Source organism: Streptococcus sp. BS35b (assembly GCF_000286475.1).
Lineage (GTDB): Bacteria > Bacillota > Bacilli > Lactobacillales > Streptococcaceae > Streptococcus > Streptococcus oralis_W.
In genome coordinates, this window is record NZ_ALKH01000004.1 from 247,314 (window position 1) to 271,324 (window position 24,011).

Sequence of the window (24,011 nt, forward strand, 5' to 3'; positions counted from 1 at the left end):
TTTGCCTAATCTTTTTGATTTCTTTTTTAGCTCCGTAGTTTCCTAACTCCCATTTTTTTATTATAATAGAGGTCAGAGGTAAAAAAATGAAAAAACAAGCTTTTAGTTCTGAACAATATTTGAATCTACAACGCGACCACATTTTGGAGCGCATTAACCAATTTGACGGCAAGCTCTATTTGGAGTTTGGTGGCAAAATGTTAGAAGATTTCCACGCTGCTCGTGTCCTTCCTGGTTATGAGCCTGACAATAAAATCAAGCTCTTGCAAGAATTGAAAGAGCAAGTTGAAGTTGTGATCGCCATTAACGCAAGCAACATCGAGCATTCTAAAGCGCGTGGCGACCTAGGCATTTCTTATGACCAAGAAGTTCTTCGTTTGATTGACAAATTCAATGAGCTGGGAATTTTTGTTGGCTCAGTTGTCATCACACAATACGCTGGCCAACCAGCTGCAGATGCCTTCCGCAACCAGCTAGAGAAAAACGGAATCGATTCTTATCTTCATTACCCAATCAAAGGATACCCGACTGATATGGACCACATCATTTCTCCAGAAGGTATGGGAAAAAACGACTACATCAAAACCAGTCGCAACTTGATTGTCGTAACCGCTCCTGGACCTGGTTCTGGAAAATTGGCAACTTGTATGTCAAACATGTACCACGACCAAATCAATGGTATCAAGTCTGGTTACGCTAAATTTGAAACCTTCCCAGTTTGGAATCTTCCCCTTCATCATCCAGTCAACTTGGCCTACGAGGCTGCAACCGCAGACCTTGATGATGTCAACATGATTGACCCCTTCCATCTCCAAACCTACGGAGAAACCACTGTCAACTACAACCGTGATATCGAAATCTTCCCAGTGCTCAAGCGCATGTTAGAGCGCATCCTAGGCGAATCTCCATACGCTTCTCCAACAGACATGGGTGTCAACATGGTTGGTTTCGCTATTACAGATAATGAGGCTGCTATCGAAGCTTCAAAACAAGAAATCATCCGTCGCTACTATCAGACTGTACTTGATTTCAAAGCTGAAAAAGTCGGGGAAACTGCTGTCAAGAAGATTGAACTGCTCATGAACGACCTCGGTATCACACCTGCAGACCGTAAGGTTGCTGTTGCTGCACGCCAAAAAGCAGAAGAAACTGGTGGTCCTGCCCTAGCCCTTGAATTGCCAAGCGGGGAAATCGTGACTGGTAAAAACTCTGAACTCTTTGGCCCTACAGCTGCCGCCTTGATCAATGCCATCAAAAAATCAGCTAATATCGCTAAGGAAGTGAAACTAATCGAACCTGAAGTCGTCAAACCAATTCAAGGTCTTAAAATCGATCACCTAGGTAGCCGCAATCCTCGCCTCCACTCAAATGAAATTTTGATTGCACTAGCCATCACAGCTATGGAAAATCCAGATGCTGCGCGTGCCATGGAAGAACTTGGTAACCTCAAAGGAAGCGAAGCCCACTCAACCATCATCTTGACCGATGAAGACAAGAATGTCCTTCGCAAACTAGGTATCAACGTAACCTTTGACCCATACTACCAATACGATCGCTTGTATCGGAAATAATTAAACGAGGCTGGATAAAACTCAATTTGAAGAAAAATCCAGTAAATCTTTACATGATAAAAAAATCAAACGCATAATATCAAGACTTTTGAACACTTGGTATTATGCGTTTTTATGATTTTCCATTCTCATTTATTTCAATGAAATTGTCAACTCGACACAGGCTCCTCTGTGGTCTGGATTGAGCAGGGTCAGACGACCACCGTGCAAGAGAGCTACCTGCTTAGAAAAGGCTAAGCCGATACCATGATGGGGATTAGCTGAATTGCGGCTTTGGTCACTCTGATAAAAGAGTTGTTCCGCTCCCAGCAGCATCTCCTTTGAAAATGCAGGGCCGTTGTTCCAGATAGCAAAAACCAACTGGTCCTGCTGCACTGATACCGTCAGCTTCACTTCCTTTTGATCCGGGTCAGCATGTTCAAGCGCATTCAGTAAGATATTGAGCAAAGCCCGCTTGAGATAGTCCAAATGAATGGACAATCTCAAGCTAAGATCACAATCTTCTTGGAGAGAAAAACGATAGTTTTCCTGTTTGCTGAACAGTGCCCAGTCGTCCTGGAGATCAGCCAAAAAGTCCTCCAAGGAAAGCTGACTGAACTGATTAGAATCAATCTGAAAAGTCTTAGCGTAATCAATCAAAGAGCCACAATACTCTTCCATCTTGTGACTAGCCTGCAAAATCTCAGCAGCATAGTCTGCCTGTGGCTGGCCCAACTGCGCCAACTCCAAGAGCTCAGCATTCCCCTTAATCACAGTTAGGGGCGTCTTCAAATCGTGCGATGTCGCTGATAGCTGTAAAATCAACTCCTGATTATGCTGCTGCTCTTTTTCTAGAAGACGAGCATTTTCTTGGTGGCTGCTCCGTAAATCGCTATAGACTTCTAGCATTTCCTCAATCAGAAAAAGCTGGCTTTGATTTTCTTCTAAAAGCTTCTCGCTCGTTAGCATTTTTATTTCCCTGTCGATTTTTCGGAGCAATTTCAAAATATGATAAAAAGTAATCAGCAGCAAGCTCCCTGCCCAGAAGAACAAGGCGAAAAGAACGTGATCACTTCCTTGCGTAAATTCATAACCTATAAGCGCAAAAATCAAAACATGGAAAAAGACAATTTTCAAGCTAGTTGTCCAGACTAGGCTTTTGAAATTTCGGGTTCTAATTGCCATCTATAGCCTACTCCTCTAACTGTTGCAATTGCTTGCAACCCTTCTTGTTTGCATTTTTGGCGAATCTGATATACGTATTCTGAGATGGAGCGAAGCTGTGTTTCTGAGCTTTCTGGGTAAAGCAAGGTATGCAGACGTTCAGCTGAGAAGGTCTGCTTGGGATTGCTAGCTAGTAAATGTAGCAACTTAAACTCTCGCTCTGAAAATTTCAAGACTTTACCAAAACAGGCAACTTCATAGCGCTCTGGATAAAATTGACAAGAAGCAATTTCAGAATATCGCTCCTCACGTCTTTCCTCCCGCCGAAGATGAGCTCTGACACGCGCCAGCAATTCTTTGGTCCCAAAAGGCTTAACAATATAGTCATCTGCTCCGCGAAAGAGCCCTTCCACCTTGTCCGTCTCTAACTCCTTAGCCGTCAAAAAGATAATCGGACACGAAAGATGAGGACGAATGTAGGAACACAGCTCAAAACCGTTAACAGGCTCCATCATCACGTCCAGCAGAATCAAGTCATATCCGACAAAATGCGTCAGCTCTAGCTCTTCTATCCAATCAAGCGTCGTCACATCATAAGCATCGAGCTCTAGGACGTTTTTCACCAGCTTTAAAATGCTCCAGTCGTCATCAACTACCAAAATACGATACTGTCTCATGATTTCCATTATAGCATACCTCTAGCGAACATCTCGTTTCAAGGTTAAGAATATAGCAGAGCTCCAAACCAAAGCTAACCATAACAGCTGTATTCCCAGCCCTGATAAATCTATTGAATGCTGAAGCCCTTCATACTCAAAAAGATTTAGGGTAGCCAGATCGGGCAGGTACTTTGCCTCCTTGATGAACGTTGCCAATAAACGGCTGAGACCAATCAAGAGAGGAAAGAGCACCGACACCGGCACAACCCAAGATTGAAAGAGCAAAGCGAGGCCGGCAGTTAAAAAAGCCAGAAAAAGATTGCTAAGAAGACCAAAAGAGCTGTAATAGAGGAATTTCCCTAGTAAGGACCAGCTAAAGCTTAGGTCAAAACGAGCCAGCATAACAAGGAAACAACTGCCTATCATGACACTGTAGAGAACCAAGAGCAGCAAGTCCAGAAAAAGGAATTTCCCAGCCAACCAAGCCTTTCTATTTGATACGGTTAGAAAATTCGTTCGCATCCCAGACTTGACAAACTCTTGGGCAAAATAGAGAGAAGTGAAGATGACGATGACAGGCTGCGCCAGATAGAGGGCATGCAAAGCCTCGCTCAGAGCCTTCGTCTGGCCAACTGCTGTCTGACTGTAGTCAAGATTCATCAGAAAAAATGGAACGACTACCAGAACCACCAAGGCTGCACCAAGAGCGAGATAGTAAGAACGAAACTTAATCCATTCACTTCTAAGCAGAGCTTTTATCATCAGTATCGCCCTCCTAAATCCGTCTTCAAAAAGCGCAGAGAAGCCATGCCGCCGATGACTAGCAGCCATGCACCAAGTATCAACAGCCCTTGCAAGGGATTGTTAGCATATTGGGAAGTTGGCGTTGCAGCAAACAACTCTCCTGCTGGCTGTGGCAAATAAGCTCCCCAACTCGTGTGAGCTGCCAGGTAGTTTCCCAGATTATAGATCTGGGGTACGAGAAAAAGCAGAGGAACTAGCATGGTCCGAGCCAATAAACCTAACAAAAATGAAAGGATTCCTAATAAGGTTAGAGATAAGGTTTTCCACAAAATCAAACTCCAAGCTGCCTGATTGAGCAAAATCGGATCAAGTCCTTCCTTTCCTAAAGCCAGATGCATGACCATATAACTAAAGTAGATTGATAAAAAGCTAATGGCAGGAGAAAAGCAAGTAAAGGTCATGAGTTTCCCCACAAGCAACTTCAGGCGGTTATTACAGGATAAAAGACTGGTTCTCAAGCTATGAGACTGAAATTCCATAGCTCCCAAAATTCCAGCTAAAATGACCAAAACCATGACCGCCATAGAAGCCCCGTTGAGACCTAGATATTCCAGCGGATCAATGGCGTTTATCAGATTAGGAACCGTCTCAGGTGTAGCATCCAAGCCGATAGACAGATACTGTCGGCCCTCCAGCCAGGATACGACAGGCACCAATAGCAGCATGAGGGCCATACTCACTTTGAAAGCCTTGATTGATCGGATTTTCAACCATTCTGAACGCAATAAAGACATCGTTTCTTTCATCTTAAACCTCCTCTGTCAAATCAAAGAAGAGATCTTCTAGACTGTCTGAATCTTGCAGAACCTCTTCCAATCGTCCTTGCTCAATAATTCGCCCATGATGAATCAAGACTACATCATCTGTCACCATTTGCACCTCTGATAGGATATGGGAAGATAGAAGTACCGTTTTCCCTAAATCAGCCTGCTGACGGATAAACTTTCTAAACCACTTAATCCCACTTGGATCCAGCCCATTAGTCGGCTCGTCTAATATAAGAAACTGAGGATCACCCAGCAAAGCTACTGCCAAACCCAAGCGTTGACCTTCCCCCAGAGACAGGCTTGACAAGAGGTCCTTCCTCTTATGAGCGATTCCAGTCATCTCCAAAACCTCATCGATCCGAGACTTGGAAATAGCATTACTCGCCGCAATAATTCTCAAGTGGTCATAGACCTTTCGATTTGGCAGACCGCCAATGCCATCAAAGGCTGCACCTACCGTTCTGAGCGGATAGGTCATTGATTGATAGGTTTGCCCATCAAAAGTTGCAGTTCCTGCTGTCGCCCAATCTAACCCCAAGAGAATCCTCAAGGTCGAACTTTTCCCTGCACCATTTGGGCCTAGAAAAGCTGTAATCCGACCGCTTCTAGCTGTAAAAGAAATATCTTCTAAAATCTGCTTGCTGCCATGCTTTTTGCAGACGCCTTCTATTTTCACCATATGTTCCATACTGAACTCCTTTATCTTTATTTTCTCCAGTATACCCAATCTAGTTCAGAATTAGTTCAGAGATTAAACAGAAATTTCAGAAAAAGTTGATCCACTTTTCAAAAGTCGCTCTAGCTTCATTAGAAAGAACTCAGTTTTTCTTTTCCTTTACTCCATTCTTTTTTATAATTCTGAGGTTTATGTATAGAGACTTTATTATCATTCTAGTCTCAAAAAGTCATTTATCAAACTTCATCAAGAGCAGTCTTTATGATATAATGAAAGAAGAAAACTGAAAGGAACTACCATGTCAAAAGAAGTTATTGTTGAAAGTTTTGAACTTGACCACACCATTGTCAAAGCACCCTATGTTCGCTTGATTGGAGAAGAAACAGGGCCAAAGGGAGATGTCATCTCCAACTTTGATATCCGCTTGGTGCAACCAAACGAAGACTCTATCCCTACTGCTGGCCTTCACACTATCGAACACCTCTTGGCCAAACTCATCCGTACCCGCATTGACGGCATGATTGACTGTTCACCATTTGGTTGCCGTACAGGTTTCCACATGATTATGTGGGGACGTCATACCAGCGCTGAGATTGCTGCTGTCATCAAGGATTCACTCAAGGAAATTGCTGAGACCACTACTTGGGAAGATGTCCCTGGAACAACCATCGAATCTTGCGGAAACTACAAGGACCACAGCCTCTTTTCTGCTAAGGAATGGGCGAAGCTCATCCTGGAACAAGGTATTTCAGATGATGCCTTTGAGCGTCATGTCATCTAAACACAGAAGGAACCAGCTTTTTAGCTAGTTCCTTCTTTTTTTATTCTCAAAATCGCGAGTTAGGCTTTTTCACGAATGACCAAAACGCCATCTTCCATATCTGCTTCCAGATGTTTGGCATCTAGATGATCCAAGTGGAAGTCTGTCACCTTATCACGGATTTGTTGTTCAACCACGCGACGGAGAGGACGAACACCCATAACTTCGTCATAGCCTTCTTCTGTGATAAAGTCCTTAGCTGCTTGGCTAACTTCAAGGTCGATTCCTTTCTTAGCCAAGGTTTGGTTGACTTCAGCCAACATCAAGTCCACAATCTTAGAAAGATCTTCCTTATTCAAGTGTGAGAACTCGATAACTGCATTAAAGCGATTGAGGAATTCTGGACGGAAGTATGGTTTCAAACGATCCATTAATTCTGGTTTGTCTGCATCTTCCGTCAAGTTGGCTTCATAGCCAAATCCAGCGTTTGATGTTGCGATAATGACAGTGTTTTTGAAGTTCACGGTATTTCCTTGACCATCAGTTAAACGACCGTCATCCAAGACTTGGAGGAGAAGGGTAATTACTTGAGGATCAGCCTTTTCAATTTCGTCCAAGAGAATAATAGAGTAAGGATTGCGGCGAACACGTTCTGTCAAGGTATTGCTATTGTCATCATAACCCACATAACCTGCTGTTGTACCGATTAGCTTAGATACAGCTGTGCGGTCACTGTATTCAGACATATCCAAGCGGATGATTGCGTCCTTGGTTCCAAACATATCGAGCGCCAATTGCTTAGCAAGCTCGGTCTTCCCAACCCCAGTTGGACCTACAAAGAGGAAGCTGCCGATTGGCCGATTGCCTTCATCAAAACCAGCACGGTTACGACGGATAGCACGAGCCACTGCTTCTACTGCCTTATCTTGACCGATAACCTTGTGTTCCAAACGATGGGCCATATCTTTCAAACGTTCGATGTCTGATGCTCCCATTTGTGATACCGGAATACCAGTCATACGTTCTACAGATTCAGCCACATCGTTGACACTCGCAGTCACCTTCATATCTTCTGTGTGGTTTTCGATTTTCTTCTCTAATTCTGCAATACGTGTTTTAGCATTGAGAGCTGCTTCAAAGTCTTCTGCCTCAACTGCTTTTTCTTGCTTGTCTTTTTCTGCCTCAATTTCTCTTTCAACAGCATGCACATCTGTTACAGGATGTTGGGCTGCCAAGTGAGCTGCCGTAACATCGACAAGGTCGATAGCCTTATCTGGCAAGCTACGTTGAGGAATGTATTGGACAGAATAATCCACTGCTGCTTTCAAGACTTCGTCTGGCAAGATGACATTGTGGTGTTGTTGATAGAGGTCGCGAATCCCTTGAAGGATTTTAAAGGTATCCTCTGCTGAAGGAGCATTGACCTTGACTTCGTTGAAACGACGAGCAAGAGCTGCATTTTTCAAGATGGTGTTACGGTATTCGTCTTGAGTCGTTGCCCCAATAACGGTTAACTCACCTCGAGAGAGAGCTGGTTTGAGAATATCCGCAAGACCTTTAGAACCACTTTCACCTCCGATTGAGCCAGCGCCAAGGATTTGGTGAATTTCATCAAAGAAGAGGATAATATTTCCTGCTTCTTTTACTTCATTGACTAAGTTTTGAACATTTTCTTCAAAGCTACCACGGTATTGAGTACCAGCCTCAAGACCTGAGATATCAATAGAAATGATGTCCTTGTTCTTAATAGCAGCTGGAACATCTCCGTTCACAATGGCTTGTGCTAGACCTTCGACAACGGCTGTCTTACCAACACCTGCATCTCCGACCAGAACAGGATTATTTTTCGTACGACGTGAGAGGATTTCAGCTGTTTCTTGAATTTCCTTGTTTCGTCCGATAACAGGATCCAACTTGCCCTCACGAGCTTCTGCTGTCAAGTTACGACCTAGCTTAGCAAGGACACCGTCTTGTTTCATACCTGAAGCGTGTTGTTGCATTTGCACCTCAGATTCTGCATTTCCCGGCAATTGACCAGTTGCACGATAGTGAGCGAATTCCTCAGGTGTCACTTCTCGTCCATTAATCAAGTAGCGACGGTTCTCAGAACTGTATCCTCGCATGCCACCCATCAATTGGTTAAATAAATCATCCATGTTGTTAAAGTTATTAAAGTTGTTGTTCATATTCTTTACCTCGTTTATTCTTAATTAGATGCGATCTCTGATATTGACTATCTTTGACCTTTGTTTTAAAAATTTTAGACTAGCTAACTTGCTATCCTAAGAATAACTTCTGGTTTTTCTTTTTTAAATAAGCCTTTTATCATTTTCTTTTCAAAGTCTGTTAGATTTAACATAGGCCTCACCCCTTTCTAGGGTATCTATTATACATTTTCAAGAAATAGAATCATTGAAAATGAGTTTTTCTAAGGAAGTCATTTTCCTTATGTTTCTACTATATCACATTGGTCAGTAAAAGTCAATAACTTTTTGACTAAATTTGACTATTTTTAAAAAAGTTTTTAAAGCACAAGAAAACCAGTTAGATTAACTGGCTTTCTTTCTATTCTAATTGAATATTAGCTCAATGCATCATCCATTGAAAGAACTTCGTGGAAGACACGTTGTGTTAATTCAGTTTTTTGTTCTGGAGTGAGGTATTTAGTGTTTACACAGTATCCTGAGATACGAACGATGACATCTTCGCCATTCATAATCTTGTCATAAACATCTTTCAAGTCCATTACGTTCAAGTTACAGTGTTGTCCACCGTTTTCGAAGTAACCATCAAGGATTGTTACCAAGTTGTCCACTTGTTCGCCACGAGTTTTACCAAGAGCACGTGGAGAAACTTGAGTTGTCAATGAGATACCGTCAGCTGCGTAACCAAAGTCTAGGCTAGCAAGTGAGTTCAAGTTTTGCAACCATCCACCTTTAGCTTTGTTAGATGGGTTAGCACCTGGTGAGAAGAATTCAAGTTTAGACAAGTTCACAGAACCATCTTCGTTGAGGTATACGCCTTTGTGGACTGGTGAGTTACCAGTTTGTTTAGAGTAAGCAACGTTAGATGTGATGGTCAAAAGTGATACTGTGGCTTCTGCGTTCTTGTAGAGTTTGTGGCTACGTAGACGAGTTGTGTAAGCTTCAATCAACCATTCTGCCAATTCGTTTGAGCGTGGATCATCTTCACCCCAACGTGGGTATTCACCGATTGTTTCGTAATCGTAGATGTAGCCATTTTCGTCACGGATTGGTTTAACTGTAGCGTATTTGATTGCTGACAATGTATCAACAGTGTTGGCAAATCCACAGATACCGAATCCCATGTTTGCACGTTGTTTAGTTGGCAAGAAGGCCATTTGAACAGCTTCGTAGTTGTACTTATCAGTCATGTAGTGGATGATGTTCAAAGCATCTACGTAAGTGTCAGTCAACCAGTCAAGAGATTTTTCAAAGTTAGCTTTAACTGATTCGAATTCAAGAACTTCGTCACGGATTGGTTCGATGTCAAATACCTTGTAGTCTTTGTGAACATCGTCGTAACCACCGTTCAAACCAGTAAGAAGGGCTTTCAATACGTTAACACGAGCACCGAAGTACTGGATGTTGTGACGTTGTTCTTCATTTTCTGGGTCAAGTGGAGATACACAACATGAGATACAGCTCATTTCACCGTATCCGTCTTTAGCCATTGTTGTAACACCTTCATATTGGATTGAAGAGTGTTTGTGGCTCATGTGCATACAGTAACGACGGAAGCTATAAGGTAATTTGTCAGTCCAAAGAACTGTCAAGTTTGGTTCTGGAGAGTTACCGATATTGTCAAGAGTATTCAAGAAACGGTAGTCCATCTTAGTAACACGGTGACGACCGTCGTTACCCATACCAGCCATAGAAGTTGTGATGAAGGTTGGGTCACCTGAGTACAATTGGTCATAAGCTTTTGTACGAGCAAATTTAACTGTACGAAGTTTCATAACGAAATCATCAACGAATTCTTGGATTTCTGATTCAGTAAATGTACCACGAGCAAGGTCACGTTCTGCAAAGATATCGAGTACGATTGGCACACGTCCTAGAGATGTTGCAGCACCGTTGATAACACGGCAGACAGCCATGAAGGCGATGTTCACCCATTGGATAGCTTCTTTGACGTTCATCGCTGGTTTGCGAACGTCAACACCGTAAAGGTCACCCAAGCGAACAACTTGTTGCAATGCTTGGTACTGAAGGTTTACTTCTTCACGAAGACGGATTGTTTCTTCATCGATTTCTTTGATCGCATTCCAGTCGTTTACTTTTTCTTGCATCAAGTAGTCTGCACCGTAAAGAGCAAGACGTGCGTAAACACCGATGATACGTCCACGTGAGTAGGCATCTGGAAGACCAGTTACAGTGTGAGCGTGACGAGCGCGACGGATGTTTGAAGTATAGGCACGGAAGATACCGTCGTTAACTGTTGTTACGTATTTAGTGAAGATTTCGTGAACAGCTGGATCTGGTTCGTATCCATTTTCTTTCAAAGTAGTTTCAGCCATACGGATACCACCTTTTGGCATGAAGTTCAATTTGAAGAGTTCATCGTTTTGGATACCAAAAATCAATTCGTTTTCTTTGTCGATAAATCCAGCAGGAATATCAGCAATAGATGTTGGACGAGTGTCCATTGGGAAACGAGTTTCTTCGTAGTGTGCTTTTGTTTCTTCTACGATTTTTTTGATGTGAAGTGAACGTTCTGTTGGTCCAGCAAGGAAACTTTCATCTCCATCGTAAGGTGTGTAGTTAGCTTGAACAAAGCGAGAAATACTTGCTTTTTCTTTCCAATCTACGCCTTTGAAGCCTTCCCAAGCTTTATCAAAAATATCTTGTGCTTCAACAACTGTCTTAACAACCATGTTAATGTCCTCTTTTTTCTAGTAACAGTCATCTGTTACATTCTTGAGTCAAGTATACCATACAGTAACCGATTTCAACAAGAGAAAATCGGCATTTTAGACGCTTTCTTTTATAATACAGTCTCTTTTCTGTTCTTATCTGTATTATATTTTTGAAAGTCGGGTTGAACTTTCCCGTTTTTTCAGAAAAAAGGGTATAATAAATATAAAATGACACTAGAAAGGGATTGAAATGCTCATATTTCCATTGATAAATGATTTGTCCAGAAAAATCATCCATATCGACATGGATGCCTTTTTTGCTGCGGTGGAAATAAGAGATAATCCCAAGTTAAAGGGCAAACCTGTCATTATCGGAAGCGACCCTAGACAAACAGGTGGTCGAGGTGTCGTTTCTACCTGTAGCTATGAGGCGCGGGCTTTTGGTGTTCATTCAGCCATGAGCTCTAAAGAAGCTTATGAGCGCTGTCCCCAAGCTGTCTTTATCTCAGGAAATTATGAAAAGTATAAGACTGTAGGACTTGAGATTCGAGCTATTTTTAAACGTTATACTGATTTGATTGAACCTATGAGTATTGACGAAGCATACTTAGATGTGACGGAAAATAAACTCGGTATCAAGTCAGCCGTCAAAATAGCCCGCCTTATCCAAGAGGATATCTGGCAGGAACTACACCTGACTGCTTCTGCAGGTGTTTCCTATAACAAATTCCTAGCTAAGATGGCTAGTGACTATCAAAAACCACATGGTTTGACAGTGATTCTCCCAGATCAAGCCCAAGACTTCCTCAAACAAATGGACATTGCTAAATTCCATGGCGTGGGCAAAAAAACAGTTGAACGTCTTCATGAAATGGGCATTTATACTGGTGAAGACTTATTGGCTGTTTCTGAAGTCACTTTAATCGATCGGTTTGGTAGACTTGGTTTTGATCTTTATCGAAAGGCTAGGGGCATTCATAATTCACCGGTCAAGGCCAATCGTATTCGCAAGTCCATTGGCAAGGAAAAAACCTACGGAAAAATCCTGCAAGTAGAAGAAGACATCAAAAAAGAGCTGACTTTACTCTCCGAAAAGGTAGCTCACAATCTCAGAACGCAGGACAAGGCTGGAAAAATCATTATCCTAAAAATACGATATGCTGACTTCTCTACTCTAACTAGACGAAAAAGCCTCCCACAAGCAACACAGGACGCTAGTCAGATTTCTCAAACTGCCCTTCAACTCTACGAAGAACTAGCTGAAAAAGAAAAAGGTATCCGTTTACTAGGAATCACAGTGACAGGATTTTAAAAAGCTTGAAGGAAGATTCCCTCAAGCTTTTTCTTATACAAATAAACGCACAAAACTATAGAGCAACAAGACACTACCGAGTACGATACGGTATTTACCAAAGAGGGTAAAGTCGTGCTTCTTCACATAGCCAGTCAAGAAGCGAATAGCAACCATGCTGACCGCGAAGGCAACACCCATAGCAACCAAAAGCAGGAATAGTTGTCCAAAACTCAAAAGTTGACCTGCTTTAATAAATTTGAAAATCTTTAAAGCACTGGCTCCGAACATAACAGGAATTCCGAGATAGAAGGTAAACTCTGTTACGACAGAGCGACTTGTTCCATTCAACAAACCACCAACGATAGTTGCACCTGAACGGCTCGTTCCTGGGAAGAGGGCGAGGACTTGGAAAAGTCCGATATAGAGAGCTGTCTTGTAGGGAAGCTTTTCAAGTTCTGTAACTGTTGGTTCAATAGCTTGCGCCTTGTTCCGTTTTTCAAGATAGATAAAGGCAACCCCATAGATAATCAACATAATAGCAACTGATACCATATTATGAAAATGAGTGTCAAACCAATCATCCAGCTTAAAGACTAACAATAAAGGCAAGGTCGCAACGAGGACTTTTGACCACAATTGCCAAGTTCGACGGACTTCTACCTTATTTTTACCAGGTTTGAAAGGATTAAGCTTGTTAAAGTAAATGACCATAACCGCTAAGATAGCGCCGAGCTGAATGACAACATTAAACATGGACATGAAGGCTTCATTTTGGTCCTTGTATTGTACAAATTCTTCAACCAAGATCAAGTGACCAGTACTTGAAATGGGCAACCATTCTGTAATTCCTTCAACAATCCCAAAAAAGATCGACTTCAAAATTTCAATAAGATACATGTATTACTCCTTTTTCTGTCCTCTATTATAGCATAATTTCAGATTCTGCGATAGATTTTTTAGAAAGCACCGATGCTACCACCGCCTCCGCCTCCTGAGAATCCTCCACCTGAAGAACCACTTCCAGAAGAGACGGAGTAATTGCTTGCTGTATTTGCGACCGCTGCATAGTATTTCATCTGTCCAGTATAGGTATGAAGCTGTGTATACCAGCCATAGGCAATGTAACTATCTAAGTCTGGATTTTCAAGATGGATTTGCCGAACTTTCATTAATTGGCTGACCTTCTTGGCATAACCAAAAAGAGTCGCATAGACCAGAAGGCGATTCCAAAGGACGATACTCTCCAACTTAGCCTTGTCTAGACGGGCGATATTGCGAAGCATGTTTTCAAAACTCTTCCAGTGATAGTAAACCTCTGCCCCTTCATCTGTCAAGACGCCATTATCATAATACCCGTATGTTACAACATAAATTAGCACTAAAATAATGGAAGCAAGTAATCCCAAAAAGAGGAGGTAGAACGAAACAAAACCATACGTGTTCCAACTACAGTAGAAGAATAGCCAGCTCCCTACGGCTGAACCAATTAATCCAATCCACATAGCCAGAGATAGTTTCTTCTCACCCGTACTCAAAGGACGGTAATAATTTGGAATACGCAACGCATGCACCTTGTCTTTGACGCGCTTTTCAATGTTAGAGATGCGTCTATCAAACGAACGTTTCAGCTGCTTTCCTATCTCCTGAACCTGCTTTGCATCCTTTTTAGAAACTCCACGATAAATACTTGGTGAAACCTGATAATCTGAAAACAGATCCGAAATCGCTAACTCTTTCTTATCTGAAAAGCAGAGTGTCAGACATTCCTTCTCAAAATTTGCCAATCCACTTTCATTTATGATTTTAAGAATTGGCTCTTTTTCCCCTTTCTTAATAGCCAAATGCCCTCTATCTACTAGATCCAGCAAAGTAGCCTGAATGACTCGTTCAAATGTAAAACGACCAAATCCTTTTGCTCCCGGTTTCATTTCGCTCAGTGATAATGAATATACACTCTCTGCTAAAACCATTGGCGGCCAATCTATAGGTGGCTCATAGAGACGATGGTTCTTAGCAAATTTCTTCTTGGGACTAATTTCTTTTTTGAAACGTTTATAAAAGATTAAACCGACAAACAGAAGAACCGTCAAAACAATTGGAATAAGCCACATCATCACGATCTTGTCCGAAGCTTTTTCACTTGCTATTTCAAGCTCAACTCTTTTAAACCAAATGAGGTTATCAGATACCAATCCTTGATCTGGAGCTTCTGAAAAAGCACTTCTCGGCCAGTAAGCATGTAGTTCCACCTGACGATTTCTCGGAAGATCTTTCATCTTGACCTGGTAGAAATCATTTACCTTTTTGACACTAGCTCCCTCAAAAAGTTTTCCTGTATGGAAATAGAGTTTCTCTGCTGGATTTTCAGAGCTGACCTTGAACTCAAACTCTTTAATATCTCCAGAACTATCTGTCAAGGGTTGCCAATTTAGCTCAGCGATATCCTGATATAAGAAGAGAAGGTTTGTTAGTTTCCAGGTAACCGTCACCCGAACAGTATCCCCGGCATATCCAGCATTGTAAATTTTTACCTTGTAGCCGTCCTCTTCCTCCATAGTATAAAAGGAAACATTTTGAATAATTTGCCCATTTTTAGACACTTGAACGATCGGGTCGGGATCAATGTCAAATCCTTCTGGCATTTTCCCAGCTTTTCCTAGTCCAACTAGCTGACCATTATAATCATCTCCAAAACGGTAGGTGATTGTTTCCTTAAAAATTGCAGTATTATCTGCATGAATATTCAAATCACCCTGATAGGATAAGATATCAAAGTCTACTGCAAAAACTAAGCTCGGTATAAATAATAAACAAGCAAATACCAAAGCCACCAGCCATCTTTTTTTCATAATCGATTCCCTTTCAATCTTTTCACCATTATATCATTTTTTATAAGTAAAGGCTTACTTGTATTGAAAATCTCACCATTTTTAGATATAATAGAGAGAAGTCATTTTTAGACTAGAAATAGGAGAAAACATGAAAAAATTATGCTTATCTATTCTTGCTAGCATAGCCCTTACATTAGGACTGGTTAGCCAAGTCCAAGCCGACGAATATTTACGCATCGGGATGGAGGCTGCTTACGCTCCCTTCAACTGGACCCAAGACGACGATAGTAACGGCGCCGTCAAAATCGACGGTACCAATCAATATGCCAACGGCTACGATGTTCAAATCGCTAAAAAGATTGCCAAAGACTTAGGCAAGGAACCTTTGGTCGTGAAAACCAAATGGGAAGGACTTGTTCCTGCTCTTACTTCTGGCAAAATTGATATGATCATTGCTGGTATGAGCCCAACCGCTGAACGTAAACAAGAAATTGCCTTTTCAAACAGTTACTATACTAGCGAACCAGTTCTATTGGTCAAAAAGGACTCTGCCTATGCAAATGCCAAATCTCTAGAGGACTTTAATGGAGCAAAAATCACTTCCCAACAAGGTGTTTACCTTTATGACTTGATTTCTCAAATTCCAGGTGCCAAAAAAGAAACAGCTATGGGGGACTTCGCTCAGATGCGTCAAGCTTTGGAGGCTGGTGTTATTGATGCCTATGTTTCTGAACGACCTGAAGCAATGACCGCTGAGTCTGCTAACGCTAAGTTCAAAATGATCCAACCCCAACCAGGTTTCAAAACTGGCGAAGAAGATACAGCTATTGCCATTGGACTTCGTAAAGATGACAGTCGTATCAGCCAAATCAATGCGAGTATTGAAACCATCTCTAAGGATGAGCAAGTAGCCCTCATGGATCGTATGATTCAGGAGCAACCTGCCGAAGCCACAACGACTGAAGAAAGTAGCAGTAATTTCTTCAGCCAAGTTACTAAAATTCTTTCTGAAAACTGGCAACAGCTCTTGCGTGGTGCTGGTATCACACTCTTAATCTCCATCATCGGAACTATCGTAGGTCTCATTATCGGTCTTGCCATTGGTGTCTTCCGTACGGCTCCTCTATCGGAAAACAAAGCCATTTACAGCCTACAAAAACTAGTCGGTTGGATTCTCAATGTCTATATTGAAATCTTCCGTGGTACTCCGATGATTGTTCAATCCATGGTTATCTACTATGGAACTGCTCAAGCTTTCGGTATCAATCTCGACCGGACACTGGCTGCTATCTTTATCGTCTCAATCAACACGGGTGCCTACATGACAGAAATCGTTCGTGGTGGTATTCTAGCAGTCGACAAGGGACAGTTCGAAGCTGCAACCGCTCTTGGTATGACCCACAATCAAACCATGCGTAAGATTGTCCTTCCTCAGGTTGTCCGTAATATTCTACCTGCTACTGGTAATGAGTTTGTCATCAATATCAAAGATACCTCTGTATTGAACGTTATTTCAGTTGTCGAGCTTTATTTCTCAGGAAATACTGTAGCGACGCAAACTTATCAATACTTCCAGACCTTTACCATCATTGCAGTGATTTACTTTGTCCTCACCTTCACTGTGACCCGTATCCTACGTTTTATCGAACGCTATATGGACATGGACACTTACACTACAGGTGCTAACCAAATGCAAACGGGGGATTTGAAAAAATGACACAACCAATCCTTGAAATCAAACACCTAAAAAAATCCTATGGGCAAAACGAAGTGCTAAAAGATATTTCTCTCACCGTCCATAAAGGAGAGGTTATTTCCATCATTGGAAGCTCGGGAAGCGGAAAATCAACCTTCCTTCGTTCAATCAATTTACTCGAAACACCTACAGGAGGAGAGATTCTCTATCGCGGAGAAAATGTTCTGGAAAAAGGCTATAACCTCACCCATTATCGTGAAAAGCTCGGTATGGTTTTCCAATCTTTCAATCTCTTTGAAAATCTGAATGTCCTTGAAAATACTATCGTTGCCCAAACTACTGTACTCAAACGCGACCACTCTGAAGCTGAAAAAATTGCCAGAGAGAATCTCGAAAAAGTTGGTATGGGAGAACGTTACTGGCAAGCCAAGCCTAAACAACTTTCAGGTGGACAAAAGCAACGTGTAGCTATCGCTCGTGCACTCTCCATGAATCCTGACGCCATTCTCTTTGACGAACCTACATCTGCCCTTGACCCCGAAATGGTCGGAGAAGTCCTCAAAATTATGCAGGACCTAGCTCAAGAAGGCTTGACCATGATTGTTGTAACCCACGAAATGGAATTTGCTCGCGACGTCTCCCATCGTGTCATCTTCATGGACAAGGGAATCATTGCAGAAGAAGGTAAACCTGAAGAACTCTTCACGAATCCTAAAGAAGAACGGACAAAAGAATTCCTTCAGCGTTATCTCAATTAATAAATAAAGACTGCATACAGAATGCAGTCTTTTTAGTTTGTAATTGTAAAGAAAAGGCAGACTCGATTCATGAATCTGCCTGTAACCACAGTTCAATCTTCAAATTTTTCATGATTTTTTTCATAGAAATCGATTAAACTAAGAGCTGTTTCAAATGAAATATTTTTAACTTTTGCGCGTCCTTGTGCTAGGGCAATGATAGACATTTCACGCGCATTCGTTTCTTTAGAGATACGGTAACCTGTGATCTTCTTATCACGAACCCAGCCAACAACTGCTTCTACCTTTTCAAAGTTTGACTTAACCATGTTCTTCTCCTGAATTATTCTTTACAATTCTTAATTGTATACGTTTTTATTTCATCTGTCAATAAAAAAACATATATTCGTCACAACTATATTATTCTGCATATTTTTATTTGGCTTTTAAAGCCGACAATATATGAGTTCTTATATCCTCAACTCCATTAGGATTTGCTGGTAGGAAGATTGTATTATTACCTTCTTTTTCTGCAAAATTATTCAATGTATCTAAATACTGGTTCGTTAATAGGATAGACATGATTTGTTCTTCAGTCAGCTCAACATTAGCTCCCTTTAACTCTTTGATAGAATCAGCCAGTCCGTCAACAATCGCTTTACGCTGTTCTGCAATCCCTACACCATGTAGGCGATCTTTTTCTGCTTCTGCTTCTGCTGCGGTCACGATCTTAATCTTATCTGCTTCAGCAAGTTCTTGCGCTGCAACTCTCTTACGTTGAGCTGCATTGATTTCATTCATTGATTGTTTTACTTCAGCATCAGGTTCAACCTTAGTAATCAGCGTTTTGACAATGATATACCCATACGTAGACATTTCTTCTGCCACTTGTTTTTGAACTTCTAAGGCGATTTCATCCTTCTTCTCAAACAACTCATCTAGGGTTAACTTTGGTACAGATGAGCGCAAAGCATCTTCAATATAGGATTTGATTTGGGCTTCTGGACGCATCAATTTATAATAGGCATCTGTGACATTGTTTTCATTCACTCGATACTGAGTTGCCACATTCATCGTTACAAATACATTATCTTGCGTCTTTGTCTCTACAACGATTTCACTCTGCAACAAGCGTAGTTGTACTCTTGCTGCAATTCTATCAATCCCAAAGGGAGCCCGCAAATGAATACCACTATTGCTCAACTTTTGGTATTTACCAAAGCGTTCTATAATAGCGACAGATTGTTGTCGTACCACATATACAGAACTAATCGTAATCACTGATGCAATCACCACTAAAATCAATACAACAAGTAAAATTTGTAAAACCATGGGAATCTCCCCCTTTCATCACCCTCATTATAACACCATCGTTATCATTACGCAAATAATATGATAATAATTTTATTTTAGTTTAAACTAGCATATTATACAGTGTTTCATTTCCATTCAAATTAATATAAGACGGGTCAAACTTTTCCATTCGATGAATCAATCCAGCATAATCATGCTTATTGGCAAGAGCAATCCCAATCAATACGGGCCCCGTCCCCTTACTTGCTCGTTTGATATATTCAAAACGAGTGATGTCATCATTTGGCCCCAAGATATCATTTACAAACTCTCGGAGGGCTCCAGGACGCTGTGGAAAGTTCACTACAAAGTAATGCTTGATTCCATCGTAAATCAAGGCACGTTCTTCCATCTCTGGCATACGGTTGATATCGTTATTTCCTCCAGAAATAATACAACAAATCGTCTTGCCTTTGATATAGTCTGATAAAACTTCCAAGGCTGCAACGCTGGCAGCCCCTGCTGGTTCCGCTACAATTCCTTGTTTGGAATAAAGATCAATCAAGGTTTCAGAAATCAATCCCTCGTCCACCCCAATCAGCGTTTCAACATTCTGACGGGTCGCTTCATAGGTTAATTGTCCAACCTTCTGTACGGCTATCCCATCAGCGAACTTATCAATCTCTTTGAGTTTAACTGGTCCTCCAGCTTCAAAGGCTGCCTTCATCGAACGGGCACCATTGGCTTCTACACCAATTACTTCGATAGCGGGATTAGTTTCTTTGATATAGGTCGAAACCCCTGCAATCAGTCCGCCACCGCCTACTGGCACGAGTACTGTATCAAAATCGATAGCCTCTTTACGAGCTTCTTCAAGAATTTCATAGGCGACAGTCCCTTGACCTGCTTGGACATGAGCATCATCAAAGGGATCAATAAAGGTGCGGCTTTCAGAAACTGTAAATTCTTGAGCTGCTTTAGCTGAGGCATCAAAGGTATCTCCAACTAGTTTAATGGTCACGAAGTCTCCACCAAAAAAGCGAACCTGTCCAATCTTTTGTTGCGGTGTTGTGATGGGCATAAAGATGGTTGCAGGAATCTTCATCTCATTACAAGTATAGGCGACACCTTGGGCGTGATTTCCTGCAGAGGCACAGACTACACCACGCTCACGTTCTTCTTTTGATAGTTGAGAAATGGCATAATAGGCTCCGCGAATCTTAAAGGAACGAACACGCTGGGCATTCTCCTTCTTCAAATAAATCTTAGCACCATACTTCTCCGATAAATAATGATCATAATCAAGCGGAGTATTGACTACTACACCACTCAATACTTTGTGGGCTTTCACCACGTCTTTTGCACTTAGCATTGTCTCCTCCTCAAATACTGTTTAAGATAAAAAGCGAGTTAGGTACCCCCAACTCGCCTTCTGTTTTTCTTCACAAGAATTAGTTGTAGATTTTGAATGCGTCGTCGTCATTTTTACCAACGAATGGCATTGCTTTACGCAATTCAGCACCAACTTTTTCAATTTCAAGGTTAGCTGCTTGTTCACGGTAAGCAGTCAATTTTGGACGTCCAGCCTTGTAGTCATTTACAAAGTCATTTGCAAATTTACCATTTTGGATATCTGCCAAGACAGCTTTCATGTTTTCTTTAACTTGCTCAGTAATCACACGTGGACCTGATACATAGTCACCGTATTCAGCAGTGTTTGAAATAGATTGACGCATTTTCTTGAATCCACCTTCATAGATCAAGTCAACGATCAATTTCATTTCATGAAGAACTTCAAAGTAAGCCAATTCTGGGGCGTATCCTGCTTCTGTCAAGACTTCAAAACCTGCTTCGATAAGGGCAGTCAAGCCACCACAAAGTACAGCTTGTTCACCAAACAAATCTTCCTCAGTTTCTTCTTTGTAAGTTGTTTCAAGCAAACCAACACGAGCTGCTCCAACCCCTTTACACCAGTCCATAGCAATGTTTTTAGCATTTCCTGTTGCATCTTGGTAAACTGCGTAAAGAGCTGGCACACCAAATCCTTCTTCGTAAGTACGACGTACCAAGTGTCCTGGTCCTTTAGGAGCACACATGAAGACATCTACATCTGCAGGAACTTTGATAAATTCAAAGTGGATGTTGAAACCATGGGCAAATCCAACTGCATTTCCAGCTTCCAAGTTTGGAGCGATTTCTGCTTCGTACAATTCTTGTTGGATTTCGTCTGGTGCCAAGATCATGATAACGTCAGCCAATTTAGTTGCTTCTGCCACTGTATAAGTGTCAAAACCATCTTCTTTTGCTTTGTCAAAAGATTTACCTGGACGTACACCGATAATGACATCACGACCTGAATCACGCAAGTTTTGCGCATGCGCATGTCCTTGTGAACCATAACCGATTACGGCGATTTTTTTACCGTCAAGCGCTGCTACTTTAACATCTTTTTCGTATTCCATTTGAACTGCCATAGTTTTTCTCTCTTTTCTATTATTTATTGCCTTTTAGGCTGGTTTAACAAATTTATGCTGGATTTTATAGTCAATGAAAATCAAAGAGTATTAGTCGCGGGTAAATCCAGTTGCACCCGTACGAGCGATATTTTTGATACCATATGGTCGAATCACTCGCAATAAAGCTTCACTCTTTTCAGCATTTCCAGTCATCTGAATAGTGATGGAGCTTGGAGCCACATCTACTACCGTTGCACGGAAAGGTTGGATAATGGCCAAGATTTCTGCACGCTTTTCAGCAGGAGCAGATACCTTCACCAAGATAACTTCTCTTTCCAAGTGTGGTTTATCTGTGATATCTCGAATGCGAATCACATCAATCTGACGATTCAGTTGTTTAATGATTTGCTCTACTTCATCGTGTGAAGCTACATCGATAATGATGGTAATCCGTGATACATCAGGATTCTCTGTCGCACCAACTGAGATACTCTCAATATTGACTTGACGACGTGAAAGGACACCTGTAAAACGATTCAAAACTCCTGAACGATTTTGTAGTTTTGCTGTTAACATTCTACGCATGGAACTTAACCCCCAACATCTCATGATTGCTCTTACCAGCTGGTACCATCGGTAAAACTTGTTCCTTACGAGAAATATCCACCTCGATAAACATGGGCACATCCTCCAGAATGACTTCTAAATCCTTCTCTAGCGTCTCTGGATTATCAAATTTATAATTTTTGATGCCGTAAGCCTGTGCCATCAGCTGGAAATCAGGAAGTGTATCAAAGACTGATTCGGAAGTTCTACCCTCATAGAAGGATTCCTGCCACTGACGAACCATTCCTAGGGAGTGGTTATTCAACATGACAACCTTAATCGGTACCTTGTATATGTTTAGGATTGCTAGTTCCTGATTGGTCATCTGGAAGCCACCATCACCGACAAAAAGGATAACTTCTTTTTCCGGATTGGCAATCTTAGCTCCGATAGCTGCGGGAACTCCGAATCCCATGGTACCCAGACCACCTGAAGTGACTAACTGACGCTCATTTTGGTAAGGATAATACTGAGCCGTCCACATTTGGTGTTGACCAACGTCAGTTACAACAATGGCATCCCCATTCGTCAACTCACCGATGCGTTCAATAACGGCCTGCGGTTGAACCACACGTTCTTTCTTATCATAAGAACGAACTCGATTCTTGTCCTTGGTGACTTTTTCAATCCATTTCTCAGTATTGTTATGAACAGTTGGTTCTGCTAGTAGCATCTGCAAGGCTTTCTTAGCATCGCCCACCACAGGAATATCTGCTCTGATAATCTTGCCAATCTCAGCTGGGTCAATATCAATGTGGGCAACCTTAGCATTCTTCGCAAAGGTCTTAGGATTTCCAGTCAAGCGGTCATCGAAACGGCAACCAATACTAATCATAAAGTCGGCTTCCGTCATGGCAATATTAGCTGCGAAAGACCCGTGCATACCTCCCATTCCAAGAAAAAGCGGATGAATCGTTGCAATCGTACCTTGTCCTAAAAGACTGGTCACGACTGGAATTTGGTAGCGTTCTGCAAACTCATTGAGTTCTGTAGCTGCTTCTGCATAACTAACTCCACCACCTGCTAATAAAACAGGTTTCTTGGCTTTTGACAATTGCTTCAAGATTTTCTTGATTTGCATGTCATTTGGCTCCAGAGTCGGCTGATAGCTTGGCAAATTCACTTCGGGTGAATAGATGAAATCTGTCTCTAAGGCAGATACGTCTTTTGGTAGGTCAATCACGACAGGCCCTGGACGACCTGTCGTTGCGATATGAACAGCTTCCGTAATGATGCGAGGAATATCTGCCGTCTCACGAACTTGGTAATTGTACTTAGTGATTGGCATGGTAATTCCCACGATGTCCGCCTCCTGAAAGGCATCTTTCCCAATCCCTGCTCGCGCCACCTGACCCGTAAAGACCAAAAGGGGAACGCTATCGCTCATGGCATCTGCAATCCCTGTAATGGCATTTGTAGCTCCCGGTCCACTCGTGACGACAGCAACACCCAACTTTCCAGTTGATTTGGCATATCCTTCAGCTTCGTGCAAACAACCTTGCTCATGGCGTCCTAAAATGTGACGAATACCTTTAAAATTGTATATCGCATCATACAAAGGTAAGACTGCACCACCAGGATAGCCAAATATGGTATCAATTCCTAAATCACGAAGTGTTTCCAAAACTAGATCCGACCCCGTCTTAGGAGATTCTAAACTGATTTTCTCCATTGTTCCCCTTTCTCTTCTCTTAAAAATAGCTTGTTACTATCATACCATTTTTTCAAAAATTTTCAAGACAAAAGAAGCAATTTTCTGAATTTTCTATCTAAAAGTGTATTTATGAACTTTTTTATCATTTTTATTAACATATCATCAAAATAAGGAACTTTTCCTTA

Annotated in this window: 20 protein-coding genes; 5 read left to right on the forward strand and 15 right to left on the reverse strand. The window is 41.7% G+C overall.

Annotated features, from left to right (window positions below):
* The first annotated feature begins 86 nt into the window (after nt 1-86).
* Complete coding sequence (locus HMPREF1149_RS06810; protein WP_000743608.1) at nt 87-1,571, forward strand: DUF1846 domain-containing protein; 1,485 nt, start codon at nt 87-89, stop codon at nt 1,569-1,571.
* Nucleotides 1,572-1,703: 132 nt separating this feature from the next.
* On the opposite strand, the gene HMPREF1149_RS06815 is transcribed toward HMPREF1149_RS06810, so the two are convergent.
* From HMPREF1149_RS06815 to HMPREF1149_RS06835, 5 genes are read right to left on the reverse strand one after another with little or no spacing between them, the layout of a single operon-like run.
* Nucleotides 1,704-2,735: a sensor histidine kinase gene (locus tag HMPREF1149_RS06815; RefSeq protein WP_001007868.1), complete on the reverse strand. Its 1,032-nt coding sequence runs from the start codon at nt 2,733-2,735 to the stop codon at nt 1,704-1,706.
* Complete coding sequence (locus HMPREF1149_RS06820) at nt 2,702-3,400, reverse strand: response regulator transcription factor (RefSeq protein WP_000404925.1); 699 nt, start codon at nt 3,398-3,400, stop codon at nt 2,702-2,704. The genes HMPREF1149_RS06815 and HMPREF1149_RS06820 overlap by 34 nt, the downstream gene beginning before the upstream one ends.
* 12 nt (nt 3,401-3,412) lie before the next feature.
* Nucleotides 3,413-4,135, reverse strand: a complete 723-nt coding sequence (locus HMPREF1149_RS06825) for a hypothetical protein (protein WP_000588284.1) — start codon at nt 4,133-4,135, stop codon at nt 3,413-3,415.
* Nucleotides 4,135-4,923: a lantibiotic ABC transporter permease gene (locus HMPREF1149_RS06830; RefSeq protein ID WP_000665382.1), complete on the reverse strand. Its 789-nt coding sequence runs from the start codon at nt 4,921-4,923 to the stop codon at nt 4,135-4,137. Before HMPREF1149_RS06830 ends, HMPREF1149_RS06825 begins: the two co-directional genes overlap by 1 nt.
* A gap of 1 nt (nt 4,924) precedes the next feature.
* A complete protein-coding gene (locus HMPREF1149_RS06835) occupies nt 4,925-5,632 on the reverse strand; it encodes an ABC transporter ATP-binding protein (RefSeq protein ID WP_000400714.1) in 708 nt (235 codons plus the stop codon).
* Nucleotides 5,633-5,918: 286 nt separating this feature from the next.
* On the opposite strand from HMPREF1149_RS06835, the gene HMPREF1149_RS06840 reads away from it, so the two are divergent.
* Complete coding sequence (locus HMPREF1149_RS06840) at nt 5,919-6,401, forward strand: S-ribosylhomocysteine lyase (RefSeq protein ID WP_000032557.1); 483 nt, start codon at nt 5,919-5,921, stop codon at nt 6,399-6,401.
* Nucleotides 6,402-6,460: 59 nt separating this feature from the next.
* Here HMPREF1149_RS06840 and HMPREF1149_RS06845 read toward each other — a convergent pair whose 3' ends face one another.
* Together HMPREF1149_RS06845 and pflB are read right to left on the reverse strand one after the other, a co-directional pair.
* Nucleotides 6,461-8,566, reverse strand: coding sequence for an ATP-dependent Clp protease ATP-binding subunit (locus tag HMPREF1149_RS06845; RefSeq protein WP_001063370.1), 2,106 nt, complete (start codon nt 8,564-8,566; stop codon nt 6,461-6,463).
* 395 nt (nt 8,567-8,961) lie between these two features.
* Entirely contained in the window at nt 8,962-11,277 is a 2,316-nt protein-coding gene (gene pflB, locus HMPREF1149_RS06850) for a formate C-acetyltransferase (protein WP_000260617.1), read from the reverse strand.
* Between the two features lie 232 nt (nt 11,278-11,509).
* Here pflB and dinB point away from each other — a divergent pair, with 232 nt between their 5' ends.
* Nucleotides 11,510-12,571 (forward strand): DNA polymerase IV, encoded by a 1,062-nt coding sequence (gene dinB / locus HMPREF1149_RS06855; protein WP_000904550.1) that lies wholly within the window; start codon nt 11,510-11,512, stop codon nt 12,569-12,571.
* A gap of 33 nt (nt 12,572-12,604) precedes the next feature.
* On the opposite strand, the gene HMPREF1149_RS06860 is transcribed toward dinB, so the two are convergent.
* Together HMPREF1149_RS06860 and HMPREF1149_RS06865 are read right to left on the reverse strand one after the other, a co-directional pair.
* A complete protein-coding gene (locus HMPREF1149_RS06860) occupies nt 12,605-13,450 on the reverse strand; it encodes an undecaprenyl-diphosphate phosphatase (protein ID WP_000280786.1) in 846 nt (281 codons plus the stop codon).
* Nucleotides 13,451-13,509: 59 nt separating this feature from the next.
* On the reverse strand, nt 13,510-15,402 hold the full coding sequence (locus HMPREF1149_RS06865; protein ID WP_000747712.1) for a DUF2207 domain-containing protein: 1,893 nt from the start codon (nt 15,400-15,402) through the stop codon (nt 13,510-13,512).
* 130 nt (nt 15,403-15,532) lie between these two features.
* Between HMPREF1149_RS06865 and HMPREF1149_RS06870 the strand changes: the two genes are divergently transcribed.
* Nucleotides 15,533-17,101 carry an ABC transporter substrate-binding protein/permease gene (locus HMPREF1149_RS06870; protein ID WP_000732036.1) on the forward strand — a complete coding sequence of 523 codons (1,569 nt, stop codon included), beginning with the start codon at nt 15,533-15,535 and terminating at the stop codon, nt 17,099-17,101.
* Nucleotides 17,098-17,838, forward strand: a complete 741-nt coding sequence (locus tag HMPREF1149_RS06875) for an amino acid ABC transporter ATP-binding protein (RefSeq protein ID WP_000193356.1) — start codon at nt 17,098-17,100, stop codon at nt 17,836-17,838. Before HMPREF1149_RS06870 ends, HMPREF1149_RS06875 begins: the two co-directional genes overlap by 4 nt.
* 92 nt (nt 17,839-17,930) lie before the next feature.
* Here HMPREF1149_RS06875 and HMPREF1149_RS06880 read toward each other — a convergent pair whose 3' ends face one another.
* From HMPREF1149_RS06880 to HMPREF1149_RS06905, 6 genes are all read right to left on the reverse strand, one after another.
* Complete coding sequence (locus tag HMPREF1149_RS06880) at nt 17,931-18,146, reverse strand: capsule biosynthesis transcriptional regulator (protein WP_000241003.1); 216 nt, start codon at nt 18,144-18,146, stop codon at nt 17,931-17,933.
* A gap of 106 nt (nt 18,147-18,252) precedes the next feature.
* Nucleotides 18,253-19,149 carry an SPFH domain-containing protein gene (locus HMPREF1149_RS06885; RefSeq protein ID WP_000244068.1) on the reverse strand — a complete coding sequence of 299 codons (897 nt, stop codon included), beginning with the start codon at nt 19,147-19,149 and terminating at the stop codon, nt 18,253-18,255.
* Between the two features lie 82 nt (nt 19,150-19,231).
* Nucleotides 19,232-20,482 carry a threonine ammonia-lyase IlvA gene (ilvA, locus tag HMPREF1149_RS06890; protein WP_000947303.1) on the reverse strand — a complete coding sequence of 417 codons (1,251 nt, stop codon included), beginning with the start codon at nt 20,480-20,482 and terminating at the stop codon, nt 19,232-19,234.
* Between the two features lie 79 nt (nt 20,483-20,561).
* A complete protein-coding gene (gene ilvC / locus HMPREF1149_RS06895) occupies nt 20,562-21,584 on the reverse strand; it encodes a ketol-acid reductoisomerase (protein ID WP_000290683.1) in 1,023 nt (340 codons plus the stop codon).
* A gap of 90 nt (nt 21,585-21,674) precedes the next feature.
* A complete protein-coding gene (gene ilvN / locus HMPREF1149_RS06900; protein ID WP_001253806.1) occupies nt 21,675-22,151 on the reverse strand; it encodes an acetolactate synthase small subunit in 477 nt (158 codons plus the stop codon).
* On the reverse strand, nt 22,144-23,844 hold the full coding sequence (locus tag HMPREF1149_RS06905) for an acetolactate synthase large subunit (RefSeq protein WP_000411750.1): 1,701 nt from the start codon (nt 23,842-23,844) through the stop codon (nt 22,144-22,146). Before HMPREF1149_RS06905 ends, ilvN begins: the two co-directional genes overlap by 8 nt.
* Nucleotides 23,845-24,011: the final 167 nt, after the last annotated feature.